This window comes from Mariniflexile ostreae (genome assembly GCF_042427585.1).
Taxonomy (GTDB): Bacteria; Bacteroidota; Bacteroidia; order Flavobacteriales; family Flavobacteriaceae; genus Pseudalgibacter; species Pseudalgibacter ostreae.
This window is the reverse complement of record NZ_JBHMFC010000066.1, coordinates 1-14,372: the sequence shown is the minus strand read 5'-3', so window position 1 is coordinate 14,372 and position 14,372 is coordinate 1. Positions and strand designations below refer to the sequence as shown.

Here is a 14,372-nt window from a genome sequence, read left to right as displayed (position 1 = left end):
TTTATTTCATTCTTAACACCTTCTCTATCCAATAGTTCAAGCTATAAATGAGTTTAAATTTATAAACTATAAAAACGTTCAAAACGCAAAACAGTCCAGACTTTAAAATAAGGTCTATAAGACTGTTTTGCGTTTTTGGCAGAAAATAAAGTCCTAAGCCTACTACAAAAACAATCCAAAACAACTTCAAATACCCTTTATCAAAAGGGAGGATTTTAAATTTCTTTTGAATAAAATAGAGCTTAATAGTATTAAATAGCACCATAGCAATTAATGATGCCCAAGCGACCCCTTCAATACCATAATCGGTTTGGGTTAAAACATATAAATTAAGGAAGATATTTAAAAACACCAATACAAATAACAACATAATATTAACACGATAATATTTGGAATACGAGATAATCTCAGAGCTAAAACCAGTTCCCATATTAAATAACACATTAGCGCCCAATATCATAATAACCGGAATGGTTTCTACCAATTTATCATACGTTGGCAGTAACATAAATAAAGAATCAATACCCAAAACAATAGCACCATATAAAATAGCACCTACAAAAAATAAAAGCTTAGCCGTTTCGATATATTTTTTTCCCAATTCATTAATAGCATTGTTTTTTAAGTGTTCTGAAATCATTGGTGCATATATCGAGAACAAGCCCAGTGCAGGAATACCGATAACAGATACTAAAGCCACTCCAATACTATAGGTGCCATTTGCTTCGAACGAAAGAAACTCGGGAATCATCAAAACATCCAATCGAAACGCTAAAAAAGACCCAAAACTTCCTAAAAACGCATAGAAGCTGTATCTATAATATTCTTTTTTATCAATTTGCGTAAAGAGTGATTTAAAATTAAAATCTGAATTTACTTTATAATATTTAAACACATAAAGCGCCAATAACACAATAATTATAAAATAGGATGCAATAAAAAGCTTTAGCCCATCTATGACGTTTAGGTACCCTGCTAAAAACATTAAAAATATAATAGGGAAGCTTATTTTAGGAATTATTTTCTCTAATAGAGTAGGAACAGATAATTTTTGTAAGTTTATGGCTTGACGCTTAAACAGCTCTATCAACGCGATAATTAACGCTAAAGGAAAAGCATAAAAAACAAAATGATAATTCTCTAATACCACTATGTAATTTCCCAAAATTAAAAGTAACGCAAGGCTAACACTTATTACAAGTATACTTTTAATCGCGTATTTAAACAGTTTTTTTTGGTTCTCTTCATTAACCAACGGGTAAAAGTAAATAAGAGACTGCCCCGCTCCAAATAACAGTATAGGGAACATTAACTGCGCGATAGCATCTACATAACGAACCATCCCTAGAAACTCTTTATCATTTGGATAAATGAATATCGTAGATCCAATGCCAATTAAGATACCCAAATAATTAATAAGGGTAAACCAAAACACTTGTTTTTGTTCGTTGCTACTTTTCATTATTTATAGTATGCCCTTTTTTTAAGAATTAAAAAAACATTAAATTTCTGTTTAAAAAAATAACCCAACAAATTAAAATACAAGCTTACATTTTTTGAAAATGGATAGGATTTAAAAAAGTACTTAGGAAGCCCAAACACAGAAACAAAACCTTTCCAATACCCCAATATCAAGGTATCATTTATATTTAAAATAGCGTTTAAAATTTGAAATCTCCCTTGAATACAATCTTTTTTAAAATTTCTAACAATCGTTCTATCATGACAGATTTTTGCATTTTTAGCGATTATGATTTTATATTGATGATATATGACGCGATTAATATAGTTTCGGTCTTCGCCATAATGTTGGAACAAGGGTTCGAAATAGCCTACTTTTTCTACAACAGACCGTGGCATGAACCATGCAGCAGCATTAACAAAAGGTACTTGGTCCAAGTTTTCGGAGATGCTAATTGTTTTTCTCTTCCAATACGTATTAAAGCTTTCATCTAAAATTGTCGCATCACTTGAAAAATGAAGAGGGCTCACTATACCAAAGTCTCGACTGTATGTTACAGCGGAAAGCAACTCTTCAATAGTATTTGGGAATATCCATGTGTCTTGGTTTAAGAGAAACACATAATCTGCACCTTGTTTTAAGGCTTCTTGAATCCCTATATTATTCGCCTTTCCAAACCCTAAATTCGTCTTAGATTCTATAAGCACAACTTCTGGAAAAGATTTAACGATAGCTATGGAGCGATCTGAAGACGCATTATCAACCATTAAAACTTTAACAGGATAATGGGATACTCTAATACTTTCCAAATTTTTCCGAAGCCATGGCTCTCCATTATAGGAAACAATAATAATAAAAACGTTTTTATGCAAAATATACAGATTAACAAACAAAAATAAAGATATTTGCACGTCTATTAACCAGAATATGAAGTTTTATATAATTATTCCAGCACATAACGAAGCAGACACTATTGGGCTTACTTTAGATTCTTTGATAAACCAAACCCATATACCAAAACAGGTGGTTGTAGTTAATGATCATTCTACTGACAGTACCCCTAACATTGTTCAGGCATACGCCGAAAAGTATGCTTGGATTTCTTTAATAAACACACAATCTTCAGACCAACATTTACCTGGATCTAAAATTATCCAGGCGTTTTATAAAGGTTTTAAAACCTTAGATGATGATTATGACGTAATGTGCAAGTTTGATGCTGATTTGATTTTCCCTAACCATTACTTAGAGCAACTAGCCATTCATTTTAATGCAAACAACCATATTGGCATGGCGAGCGGCTTTTGCTATATTAAAAAAAACAACCAATGGATTCTGGAAAACCTAACCAGAAAAGACCACATTCGAGGTGCTTTAAAAGCATACCGAAAGTCTTGCTTTATCCAAATAGGTAAACTCAAACCATCTATGGGCTGGGACACGGTAGATGAGTTGTTGGCCAAGTATTATGGTTGGGAGGTTTTAACTGATGAAACTTTACATGTAAAACATCTAAAACCCACAGGTATTAGCTATAATAAAGCTTCAAAACACCTACAAGGAGAAGCCATGTATAAAATGCGCTACGGCTTTACCATCACTTTCATTTCTGCTTTGAAACTAGCCTATAAAAAGAAAAGCTTTAGCTTATTTCAAGATTATCTTACGGGTTATTTTAAAGCTAAGAAAGCGGCTGTTGCCTTTCTGGTCTCTAAAAAGGAGGGGCAATTTATCCGAAATTTACGATGGCGTGGGATGTTAAATAAATTAAAAAAAAGCAAATAAGCATTTCTAAAAATTAAATGGTATCTTTTATCAATTAAAACGCCATGCTTTATAATTACTCGATGCTTCCAACCTGTTTTCTAAAGTATCTTCCAACTGTGGAAAGAAATCGATTCCTGTTAATTTTTCAATACTATCAACAGAAACCACAAACTCATGTAAAGGTTTTTTAGAGTTTTCATGAGGAAAGAGAAATGCAATCATTTTTATTTTATCAGTGTTATTGTCTATTAAGATTTTATAAAACTGATTGGGCACAGCAACTTTTTCCGTACCAATAGTTTTCATCTCTCCTTTTAATACGCCTCCAGTTACAACAAAAACACCATCGTATTTATGAGCCCAATAACGCACTTTCTGTTCTAATGTATTCCAAATACCTGAGTTAAAATCATGCCTTTGCGGACTGATATTACTAGTTAAAAATGTTTCATTATAAGCCGCTTTACTAAATGTTCTGTCTCCAGCAGGGCATAAATGTCCACGATCATAACCCGATTTTTTATAATTTCGCCAGTGTGCTGCTCCAGTTTTAACCGCTTCATCAACTTCAAAATAAGGGCGATTAAAACGCGTTTTAGTTAAATGTTCTTTTTTCAATTCGTATGCCACCCACTCTGCCTGTTCATGAGGTTCACTATATGATAGCGAATAATTTTCATGGTGGATCATTTGATTCGTTGTACTTATAGGAAGTAAGAACGTATTGGTGTATTTTTTAGTTTGTTTTCCAACCTCAACACCACTTGTTCTTTCCTTTTCATCCAAAAAATACTCATAACCATAAACAACTAACCCTATTGTAATGGCCATAATAGAATATAAAAACCGCTTCATCATTAGTCTAAAACAAATTCTAAGGGTTGTCCTGTTGCCCCATTAGGGAAGCTAATCCCTAAAAGCGCCGACATGGTGGGGGCAATATCTGTAATTTCTGTTTTTTTATAGGTTTCGCCATGTTTAATCCCTTTACCAAAGAACAGTAATGGGGCATGGGTATCATAATTTAAACCAGAACCATGGGTAGAACCCGTTTTTCCGTATGAAATAAACCCAGGTTGATCTACCACAATTACATCACCAGAACGTTTTTGGTTAAATCCCTTTTGAATTAAAGCCTCAATCCCTATAGTAAATTCAGAAGTTGCCATAGTAGTTGCCGTATAGGCTTTATATATCTTATCGTAAGTTAATTGCTCATTTAAAATAGCTTTTTGAACGGTTTCCAAATCCAAATTCAAGGCTTTTAAGGTCTCTCGATTTAAAAATATTTGATTGTTACTTATGTTTTCAACCAAATCTGTAGTTCCATATTTTTTAGACATAAAAGTATGGAATGCCAATTTCCGTTCCTTATTATCGACATATCCTGCAGGAATCTTTACACTTTGCAAGTAAGCAGGCACATCTATAGCAGCATGATCGGATGTTAAAAACACGGTGTAGTTCCCTTTTCCAACTTTAGCATCAAAAGCATCGAATAAACGCTCTAGCTCTTTATCCAAACGGATGTACACATCTTCTATTTCTTTAGAATTTACACCAAAATTATGTCCCACATAGTCTGTACTTGAAAAACTAATAGCAAGCACGTCTGTAATATGATCTTGCCCTAATTGTTCTCCATCAAGTGCAGCTAGTGCAAAATCTGCTGTTATACTATTGCCGTAAGGAGTCGCACTTAAAATACTATAGTTGCCATTTTTTTCTTTTAATTCGGCCAAATTATAAGGAAATGTTGCCGATTCCTTTCCTTTAAATCCACCTTCAAACGCATTTAAATCACTACCGCTCTCTATATAGGTGTCGATATCATAAAAGGTGTCCCATGTTTTAAAATAAGATTCAACGGTTTTGGAACCATTAAAATCCTGCACCCATTTAGGCAATTTATCCATATAAAATGAACTCGAAATCCAGCGTCCTTCATTACCACCATTAAACCAATAGGCTGCATTTGCCGTATGACCAGCTGGCAATATAGAACCTCTGTCTTTTAAAGAAACCCCAATGGTCTTGCCTTGCATTTGTGTAAACAATCGATTTTCGTCTGCAAAGGTAGTAGTAAGCATTCTATGTGGCGACATTTTTCCAGCATCGCTTTCTGTGCCAATAGGTAACACATGATCATCACCTGCACAATACACCATCTCCTTTATCTCTTTGTCGTACCAATCATTCCCTATAATGCCGTGATATTTTGGCGTTGTACCAGTATAAACGGAAGCGTGCCCTGGCCCCGTATACGTTGGAATATAATTAAAATGATTGTTTTTACAATTAAAACCTTCGCGCATCATTCTTTTAAAACCATTATCTCCAAACTTATTATAAAAACGCGTTAAATAATCGTATCGCATTTGATCGACAACAATACCAACTACCAATTTAGGACGTTCATTATCCTGATTTAGAATTTCTACTGAAGTATCTTGTTGCGCTTTACAAGATATACTTGTTACTAAAACCAATAAACCTAAAACTAATGTCTTCATGAGTGCTATTTTAATATGTTTCAAAAATACATAAATTAGAACAGGATTATTAATAAATAGTATTAACTATAGGTTATGTTGCTTATGAATAAAGCTATTGTTGTTCGATAAAACCAAAACAACTTGTTTTTATCTTTATGATTTACAACCTGTCTCAGATCCGCTGAACGAGTCCATTGGGCCACATTCCCATAATCGCGTCATCAAGATTATTGTTGGAATAACTGCCACCAGTATTTCCCGAACGAGACCAAGGCTTATTGGTATTGTAAATTAATGGCACGTCATCTAAACTTATTTCTGCATTGGTTTCATTAAATGCATTTACAAAAACTTCGTAAACCTCTCCATTGGACTTGAAAATTATGAAACAGATTTTTATAAAATAATTGTGGAGTTTGCACTGTAAGCTATTTTAAGATCCATTAGTCTGTCTTGATTTCTCCTAATATTTTAATAATTTCATTTAAATTTTTCGGGTTTTCATGTGTTTTTAGTAAGTCTAATTTTGTTTGTTTTTTCTGATAATCAATTTGATATTTTTCCATATTTTGTCCATAAGATTCCCATGAAGCAGAAACAGAGTCTAATAATGTTTTTGTATTGCTAAAAACAGTTGTCGATACATGAAATCTTTCATTATCATATTCTGTTTTATATACCTTATATTTTTTATTTTCTTCTAAAAAGCATTTCTCAAAATACTTTCCTTTTGCAGCATCATTTTTATATACTATTTTCCAAGTGTTTAATCTGCCATCAGAAGATTGAAAATCTTCATTGGTTACTAAAACCTGTAAAATTTTATAAGCTACGTCAGTTCTGGTTTTAGTCCAACGGTAATCAATCAAGGGGCTAAATAGCGCACAATAATCGCCATAGCCGTCTTTAATTAAACTTACAAAATGGAGTATTGAACCTTCTTTTAATATTTTTTCTTTTAGAAACGAATAGTATGGCTTGCTAACGGTGTAAATATCTTTATTTACACCTATTCTGCTAGCTTCTTCGAAAGACACTTTTACAGTATCTCGAAAAAATTCAGAAATAAAAAATCGATTATTTTTATTAGTTTTTATCGAAGTAAATTTTCTTATGCCTATTGATCCTTGATAATGCTCTGAATCGTAAACATATGTTGTAACTGTATCTTTTTTTTTAGAAAACACCGCAACTACATTTTCTACGCTCTTTATTTTATCAATTGAAGAAACGCTGTCATTATTTATAACACTCTCAGTATAAACAGATGCAACATTAACAATGGTATACTGGTTTTGTGTTTGGCTTAAGCATGAAGAAATCAAAGCTAAAAAAACTAAAGTAAAAATATTTGTTTTATTCGTTATGTTCAGTATCATCTGTTTCCCTTATTATTTTATCACTTGTTAGTCTCTTTGATGTTAGTTTCCAAAAAATACTTTTACCAGCAGTTACTGTTCCTGAAATACCATAAGTAGTAGAAACACCTGTATCATAATAAAAGCTTCCAGTAGTCCAATTGTCTTTATCTGTAAAATCTGTCGCAGGAATTGAGTACATAATTTTATTTGGAACTTCTGTCTCCCTATAGGTTGGTTTGCCATCTTCACCTAAAACCGACTTCCCGTTTTCATCAAGAATTTCCTCTTTTTTTGTTTTAGTTTGATGTTTGTGTGCCTTTGTCTTCGGTCTTTGGATGATTATCTCGATCAGAATATCGCGCGGAAGATCCATTTGCAGCTACAAAATCATCATATATATCCTTAGGAATTTCAATAAACTTATATTCATCAAACTTATTTTGACCTAATTTATTATATGGATTTGTTTCTGAATTTCCCCAAGCAAGAAAATCTGTGCCATCCCAATACTCAGCGCCATTAGTGATATCATCTTCTCCATTTAATACAGAGAAAAGTGCTTTTCTCGTTAATTTATCTTTTTCAGTATTACTGTTTTCAGACAACTCTTTTTTATTAGGAACTGAAGAGTATGAAGTTGCTAATAATTTTTTCCAAGTTGACTTTTTCTTTAAAGCTCTATTGTAACTTGTAAATGCAATGCATTTAAGTTCTTTCAAATCATTGTTACCAGCCTCATGTCTTACAATATAAGCTATGTAACAAAAATCACTATGCGTTATCCTATTGCTTTCTTCTTTTAATATTTCAAAATCTTTATAGGTAATAACTTCTATTCCATTTTCATCCTTTTTAGCCTCTTTCTTTGTACAGGTATATATATCGCTTACGCTTCCAGAACCTTTTTCTTCATCAACTTTCCCTTCAAAAGTACCGTCTTCGTTGTAAAAATGACCATTGACATAAATTATTTCAGACACAGGCACTGGTGCCCCCACCACATTAATTTCCTCGGGCTCGTTGCGTTGCCCGCAGTCGGTTATTTTTATATCCACACCGCCATAGTTACATTTAATGGTGCTTTTAAGCAGTAAAGGTGGTTGGTCTTGCACTAGCGAAGTCCCCACGTGTTTCCAGTCGCCTAGCTGCATTACGCTCGCACATGGGCTAGAGCTATAGGGACTTTTTTTGCAATTGCCCTTAAAAATAAGACTGGTCATGTCTTTTTCTAGTATGGTGGCTGTTTTTTTGTCTTGTATGCTCGGGGTATCAAGATTTACCATTAAATCGCCTATCGGTGTTACACACATAGCGCATTGGAGTTTAGCGCCCTGTATCACCATTTTTAGGTCATCCTCGGCTTGTTCTTCCTTTTCACGTTCTTTACGGGCTTCTTCATTTTGTTGCTTGCTTATTTCATATTCCTTACTTACAGGCGGTTGATCATGTGATGGTGGTGTGTAAACTAGATCACTCCCCATTAATAAATTTTCTAACCAATTATTTATCCTTCCCATAAAACTATAGTTTTTATTATCTTTATTTTACAATCCTTTTAAAATGGGTTAAACCCAAAATCGGCATCTGTTTCTATTATGCTGGTCTTTTCTACTTCTCTATCCTATTGACACAGTAAAGTATATGTGTTTTTTCTTTTTTCACTTCTAAATAAGCTTGATAGACCTGGTTGTTTTCATACTCCAATTCTCCTGAATACCTGTCAAAAAAAAACACCTTATTGTCTTCGATTATTTTTTCTGAAATACCAAAGGCATTGGGTTTGTCTTTTTTAGGCAGAAAAAGCTCGGTAATGGTATGGTTATCGAAATCTGAGAGTATTTTGGGTTGATTAATAGGTTTTTCTAACAAGCTTCTATCATCTGTAATACTTGAAAAATACAACCCAAACATTTTATAGTCTGAAAGAAAAGCAATGAGCTCTTTTTCGTTATGTAATACGTTCGTTATTGTTAAAAACATAGCCTCAACTATTGCGCCTATATTATCTATCTCTAATTTTGCTTTTATAATGGCCCATCGTTCTTGTATTTTTTTTAAGTTATATACTTTTTTTATTAAACCGCTCTGTCTATTGACTCCAATTTCTATTTCATCAAAGACATATCCCATTTGTCTTATCAAGTAACAATTTGGCAATGCATAGTTGCTGTTTATTGTTATTTTTGAAGTAAACAGTTGATACCGTAAAAACAATTCATCGTTTGCAAAAAGCGTAATGCTTACGTCCCTAAAAAAGTGTATTGTTTTTATTTTTCTAACATGTGATGCCTCTGTTATTTTTGTATTAAATTGAAAATGATAGGCTTTATTTATATGCTGCATGTTATAAGCTCATGATGTATTACAGAATCTCTCTTTTTCTCCCATCGTTTGGTTCCATACCAAACCAATCTCTATTTGATGACCAATGTAAGTAGTTGCTGCGCAATGTGCGCAGCATTTTTTGTGAGTTATGGCCGGTTATTTCCACTTCATCAAGGACTATAGTATAGGGGTCGTCAATTTTATCGATTTTTTCAGGTTTTAAATGAGACGGTTTATCTTCTTCCTGTTTTTGAGGGGTTACATCGTCGTACATTTTAATAATTAAAGACGGCCTATATTGGTTTGCTCTGAGGTTGTCTTGTGTAACGGTTTGCGCTTCTTTTAAAAAAGTGCCTTCCTCTATTTCCTTTCTAATTTTTTCTTGTGAGCGTTTTGCTTTTTCTTTATTAATGCGTTCTTGTCTTTGTTCTTCTAGAGCCTCATCACTAATAAACTCCCATTCTTTTACAGCATGATCTTCATCAAATACGTAAGGGGTTAAATAGTCTTTTACTTTAGCCAGAAAATCGTTGGTTACGGTAATGGTTGGCAATGACGTGATTTTTTCTAAAGTATCCCGTTTTGGAGGACGTTCTGTAAGCATTCTATTCCAATCTGGTTCTTGTGTCGTGCTTATTAAAGGGTATTGTTGCTCTAATTTGTTCTTAAAATAAGCATCCATGCCGGTAGTTCGTGCAAACTCTTCCATAAAATGCAAGAAAATATAACTGTATTCTTTTTTAACATGGCGTGTACCTGTTAACTTTAAGTAACGTACTATGAAAGCTGCAGATATTTCCTCTAAATTAATTTTTAGTTCATTTTCTTTATACCAATACTCACTTATTAGCTGTTTTTTAAATTTATTTAACGGACTTGTTTCTAAGTATAACGGCAATGAAATATTGGCCATTCTTTTTAGTAAATTTTTTGCAAGAAACTCGGTCTCAATTTCATCTACCACTTCTACATCTGTTAAATAAGCACCACCAATATCGCAATGCACACCAGGAAAGTTTTTTTCTATCGCCTTACCAGGTTTTTGTATAATACGGGTTAAGGCGAAATTGCGTCGGTGCTCGTCTTTGGCGGTAAAGTGTACCAATTTTTCGCAAATTATACTATTAAGTTGTAGGTCGGCTACATTATTTTTAAAATGGGATTTGTTTAATTTTTGACGAGCGGCTTGACTTGCAAGCTTAGCTACGGTACCTTCATCTTTTTCTTTGCCCTCTACGTCATAATGATCTGAAACACCCCCTTTTTCGTAATAAGACGATACGGTGTCGTAAATACCAACAAAACGTACTTTTATGGATACATGCTCTAAATCTTCGAACTCTAAATTTGTTTTTTCTAATAAACTATAGCCTAAATGCCCCATGGCGGGTAAACTGTTATCTTCTAATAATAATTCTCTGTTAATTTCATAATTATCGACATCTACCCATGCTTCTCTATAGCGTTGAACGGGAACTGGGTACCCCCCATAAGGAACAGGTTCTGGCATGTAGCGGCCATTGGGCATGTTAGTAATTTGCCGTGCAGTGGCATACCCTTCCGCTTTTTTTACCTCATACACAAAATTACGCGCTGCGGCTGCCCCACGGCTAAATCCAAAAACATCGAGAGTGATGTTAATGGTTTTTTTACCAATCTCATTCTCGTCAATAGCATTTATTTCTCCCTTTGCTTTTTCAGCCACTAATTCACAAGCACTGCGTACTCTGCTTCTAACGCCGGTTTGTCCTGAGCCAAAGGCAAAACCGTCCTGACGATCTCTTTCCGATTTCTGGGTCCCCATGCCTTCCACATAAATACTGTAGTCATCATTGGTGTGCTCCCACATTCTTGCTACATTAGTATAGTCGTTACTATAGCTATTGTCTGTACCTTGCCGGTCTATAAAGCTGCGTTTGCTGGCTTCTAAATATTTTCTTTTTTCTTCTATTTCTGTTTCCGTGGTAGGTTCTACTGAACCAGGACCATATTTATTACGTAAATCGGTATTGTCTTTATTATTAAGTGTCCCATCTATAAACACGCCATATACTAAGTCTATTCTATCTATTGGCTCATCGTCTTGTGCAGCCCCGGTGTTGTAAACAAATGATTTTCCCATAGTTTATTGTTTTGTATCGTCGAAGTCGAAAGTTTTAAATTTTACGGGGAGTTCCTTGCCATTGCCTTTAAGGGTCACGGTAAAAGTATGGTAGCCCTTGCCTATTTTTATTTCCATTTCTATCGGGCTGCCAGGACTGAGCTGTTCTATACTTTGAAACGTTTGGGCTATCTCCTTTTGTTCAAATTTTAAACCAGTACCTTTTCGTAGCGTTTTACTGCTATTTAAATAGAAATAAAAACTTATACGATGTGCTGTTGCATTTTGTTGAAAAGGCATCTTTATAAATTCAATGTTCGTAAGAAGCTTTCCCCAAGTTTCTGTTTTAAAATTAATCTCATCTGGTATTTCTCCACCCTCTGGAAATATAAAAACAGGGCGCCAATTGTACTTATACTCTTCTGTAAGCGAGCGTGATTCTATTGCTTTTATTTTAATTTTAGATAAGGGTATTGACTTGCCATTTCCCTTTAAGGTAACCATGAGCAAGGTATTGGCCTGGTTTACTCTAATCTCTATCTCGGCAGTGCCTTGAGGACTGTCTTTAAAAACCTCTGCAAAGGCAGCGAAAATTTCCTGTTCATCAAATTTCACACCACCGCCATAGCCTTGTCCATATTTGTCCCACCAACCTATACTAATGGCATCTGGTATCGCTCTTTCTTTATAATTGTTTTCTGTAAAGACATCGCCAATCATTGTTTCACTTTCTCCATTGTACATATGAAAACCTGTAGCATCTCTAACTTTCCCCCCTTCGGGCATTATAAAAGTAGGCCGCCAACAGTATTTTTTACGGTAGCTGTCCCACAGGCCAAAGGGAATCGGTCTGTTTTTATTGGCCGCCTGTACCTCCACGGGTATTAACCGGTCGTTTTCCATCATAAGTTTACGATTTACAGGATCGAACAGCAATCGCTCATGGTTATCCAGCCTGTCGATCTCGCTGACCGGTACCGTCGTCTTTTTACCTTGGTACCTGCCCACTTCAACCTGCTTGCCGCCGCCATATAGCCAAATAACCACCACGCCGCCAGGGGCAAAGCCCGTAACGATCATGCTGTACGTGTCCTTTTCAATGCCACTACGGCGCAGCACGGGGAAGCCTTCGTTAAAAAAATGCAGCATTTTATCGTAGTCGATATCACTGTCCACCTCATACATACAGTCTTCGGCATAGGCCACCCATATGCAGTGTATGCGCTTGGGTATGGACTTTACACTATTGCTCATACCAGAGCCTTCGGCCCCCCATGCCCCACTGGTAACGCCAATGGACAGACTGGTATAGCCGTCGGCTGCCTCAAGGCCGCCCCTATAGACTTCGACAGGGTATCCCAATGGGGCGTTGATACCTTCCTGCCATTTAAAAACTGTTTTCATGTGTGCTGTGTTGTTTGCTGTTAGGGTTTCTACCCGCTTATTTTGCTGGCACGAAATCAACTGTGCAATCAAAAATAAAAGGGCCAGTAAATGTCTTGCTCGTGTCATAGGTTTATATGGTCTTTATTAAAGTCTAGTATATCTATTGGCTCATCGTCTTGTGCAGCCCCCGTGTTGTAAACATCATAACTTTTATATTCCATATCGAAATACTATACCTTTAACTTAAATCTTCTATCCAACCAAAAGCTAGTTCTATAACAAACAGCTGTCACAAAAAGTGATATAACCGAAAACAGCTTTTTCATCAAATTAATTTCTGACACTAATTTATTTAACAAAATCCCCCAAACGAATAACTTTACAAATACGTGTACAGCTACTAACGGAAGGATAAAAATTAAAAAATATAATCCATTAATACCACTTGTATCGAGCAGCATAATAGTTAAAGCGACAGTAAGTATGGTTGTAATCAAAGCACTTTTCATTAGCTATCCTTTATTTACTTTAGCATCGATAGCACCAATAACTTTTGCAACACCTGCACTTTTAAATAAAATATCCCCTTGTTCAGCTTTATGTGTTGTAGTTCCTGTATTTTCTTTAAGATCGCCTGTAATAGCAACTGTTTTGTCTTCAGTAACTGTTTGTTTGTAATTTTTTGTTGTTAGTTTATGAAGGTTTTCTATTTTCATCGTATTGTTAGAACCAACTGCAATTTCATTATTATTATCAATTCTTGTTATCATGTTCTTGCCAACATTAATATTCATGTTTTTTCCAACGCTAATCTCCAAGTCTTCTCCAACATTCATCGTCATATTTTTTGGGGCTGTAACTTGAATGTTTCCTTTCCCATCCATAAACCAAGTATTACCAGAGGGATCTTTTACGAGAATGCTCGACGCGCCTTCATCAAACGTTATGGTACTACCAGTTCGTGTATAAATACTTTTTATATTGTTATTTATATTGCCACCAGCTCCCGTCTGCCCATTAAATAAGCTTCCCAGCACAAAGGGCCTGTTAGGGTCGTTAAACCTAAAGCCCAGCAGTACCTGGTCGTCCTTTTCGGGAATAAACACAAAGCCCCTGTTGGTGCTTATTTGGTCGCTACTTCCGCCATCGGGTGTTAGCACACGGATCCATGCGGTTTTCATCTCGCCCGATTGCCAGTTCATCTGTACCTGCACGCGGCCTTTTTGTTGGGGGTCTTCGTTGCTCAGCACCCTTGCCATTTGGGTATGGGCGATGGGCAGTGCAACCTCGGGCTCTGGCAAGGATCCAATGTCTGCAGGTAAGGCCACAAAGCTGTTGGTGTAATAATGGGCCTCTTTGGCATAATGCGTAATCTCGGTAATTATATATTTGCCATGCTTTTTGGTGGCAAAACGGGCCATGCCGTCCAGTACGGCGGTCTCTATATCGATAACGCTGCCTACGGACAGGCCTCT

General features: G+C 35.4%; 12 protein-coding genes. 1 reads left to right on the top strand and 11 read right to left on the bottom strand.

Annotation, left to right across the window (positions count from 1 at the left end):
* Position 1: 1 nt before the first annotated feature.
* Together ACFFU9_RS10870 and ACFFU9_RS10865 are read right to left on the bottom strand one after the other, a co-directional pair.
* Complete coding sequence (locus tag ACFFU9_RS10870; protein WP_379861464.1) at positions 2 to 1,462, bottom strand: lipopolysaccharide biosynthesis protein; 1,461 nt, start codon at positions 1,460 to 1,462, stop codon at positions 2 to 4.
* Positions 1,462 to 2,334: a glycosyltransferase family 2 protein gene (locus ACFFU9_RS10865; RefSeq protein WP_379861463.1), complete on the bottom strand. Its 873-nt coding sequence runs from the start codon at positions 2,332 to 2,334 to the stop codon at positions 1,462 to 1,464. Before ACFFU9_RS10865 ends, ACFFU9_RS10870 begins: the two co-directional genes overlap by 1 nt.
* A gap of 55 nt (positions 2,335 to 2,389) precedes the next feature.
* Here ACFFU9_RS10865 and ACFFU9_RS10860 point away from each other — a divergent pair, with 55 nt between their 5' ends.
* A complete protein-coding gene (locus tag ACFFU9_RS10860) occupies positions 2,390 to 3,247 on the top strand; it encodes a glycosyltransferase family 2 protein (protein WP_379861462.1) in 858 nt (285 codons plus the stop codon).
* Between the two features lie 30 nt (positions 3,248 to 3,277).
* Here the strand turns inward: ACFFU9_RS10860 and ACFFU9_RS10855 are convergent, their stop codons facing one another.
* The 9 genes from ACFFU9_RS10855 to ACFFU9_RS10815 form a co-directional block, all read right to left on the bottom strand.
* Entirely contained in the window at positions 3,278 to 4,087 is an 810-nt protein-coding gene (locus ACFFU9_RS10855; protein WP_379861461.1) for a DNA/RNA non-specific endonuclease, read from the bottom strand.
* The gene (gene pafA, locus ACFFU9_RS10850; protein WP_379861460.1) at positions 4,087 to 5,742 is read right to left on the bottom strand and encodes an alkaline phosphatase PafA; all 1,656 of its coding nucleotides are present in this window, start codon (positions 5,740 to 5,742) and stop codon (positions 4,087 to 4,089) included. Before pafA ends, ACFFU9_RS10855 begins: the two co-directional genes overlap by 1 nt.
* 425 nt (positions 5,743 to 6,167) lie before the next feature.
* Complete coding sequence (locus tag ACFFU9_RS10845; RefSeq protein WP_379861459.1) at positions 6,168 to 7,103, bottom strand: hypothetical protein; 936 nt, start codon at positions 7,101 to 7,103, stop codon at positions 6,168 to 6,170.
* On the bottom strand, positions 7,081 to 7,284 hold the full coding sequence (locus ACFFU9_RS10840) for a hypothetical protein (RefSeq protein WP_379861458.1): 204 nt from the start codon (positions 7,282 to 7,284) through the stop codon (positions 7,081 to 7,083). Before ACFFU9_RS10840 ends, ACFFU9_RS10845 begins: the two co-directional genes overlap by 23 nt.
* A gap of 97 nt (positions 7,285 to 7,381) precedes the next feature.
* The gene (locus ACFFU9_RS10835) at positions 7,382 to 8,602 is read right to left on the bottom strand and encodes a DUF4280 domain-containing protein (RefSeq protein ID WP_379861457.1); all 1,221 of its coding nucleotides are present in this window, start codon (positions 8,600 to 8,602) and stop codon (positions 7,382 to 7,384) included.
* Positions 8,603 to 8,693: 91 nt separating this feature from the next.
* Positions 8,694 to 9,428 (bottom strand): hypothetical protein, encoded by a 735-nt coding sequence (locus ACFFU9_RS10830; protein ID WP_379861456.1) that lies wholly within the window; start codon positions 9,426 to 9,428, stop codon positions 8,694 to 8,696.
* A gap of 19 nt (positions 9,429 to 9,447) precedes the next feature.
* On the bottom strand, positions 9,448 to 11,532 hold the full coding sequence (locus ACFFU9_RS10825) for a phospholipase effector Tle1 domain-containing protein (protein ID WP_379861455.1): 2,085 nt from the start codon (positions 11,530 to 11,532) through the stop codon (positions 9,448 to 9,450).
* Between the two features lie 3 nt (positions 11,533 to 11,535).
* Entirely contained in the window at positions 11,536 to 13,023 is a 1,488-nt protein-coding gene (locus tag ACFFU9_RS10820; RefSeq protein WP_379861454.1) for a DUF2931 family protein, read from the bottom strand.
* A gap of 386 nt (positions 13,024 to 13,409) precedes the next feature.
* Positions 13,410 to 14,372: phage baseplate assembly protein V (locus ACFFU9_RS10815; protein ID WP_379861453.1), on the bottom strand; the 963-nt coding region annotated here is incomplete at its 5' end.

Coding starts and splice junctions, on each gene's coding strand:
- ACFFU9_RS10870 (WP_379861464.1), bottom strand. CDS start 1,462: ATGAAAAGTAGCAACGAACAAAAACAAGTGTTTTGGTTTACCCTTATT.
- ACFFU9_RS10860 (WP_379861462.1), top strand. CDS start 2,390: ATGAAGTTTTATATAATTATTCCAGCACATAACGAAGCAGACACTATT.
- ACFFU9_RS10855 (WP_379861461.1), bottom strand. CDS start 4,087: ATGATGAAGCGGTTTTTATATTCTATTATGGCCATTACAATAGGGTTA.
- pafA (WP_379861460.1), bottom strand. CDS start 5,742: ATGAAGACATTAGTTTTAGGTTTATTGGTTTTAGTAACAAGTATATCT.
- ACFFU9_RS10845 (WP_379861459.1), bottom strand. CDS start 7,103: ATGATACTGAACATAACGAATAAAACAAATATTTTTACTTTAGTTTTT.
- ACFFU9_RS10840 (WP_379861458.1), bottom strand. CDS start 7,284: ATGTACTCAATTCCTGCGACAGATTTTACAGATAAAGACAATTGGACT.
- ACFFU9_RS10835 (WP_379861457.1), bottom strand. CDS start 8,602: ATGGGAAGGATAAATAATTGGTTAGAAAATTTATTAATGGGGAGTGAT.
- ACFFU9_RS10830 (WP_379861456.1), bottom strand. CDS start 9,428: ATGCAGCATATAAATAAAGCCTATCATTTTCAATTTAATACAAAAATA.
- ACFFU9_RS10825 (WP_379861455.1), bottom strand. CDS start 11,532: ATGGGAAAATCATTTGTTTACAACACCGGGGCTGCACAAGACGATGAG.
- ACFFU9_RS10820 (WP_379861454.1), bottom strand. CDS start 13,023: ATGACACGAGCAAGACATTTACTGGCCCTTTTATTTTTGATTGCACAG.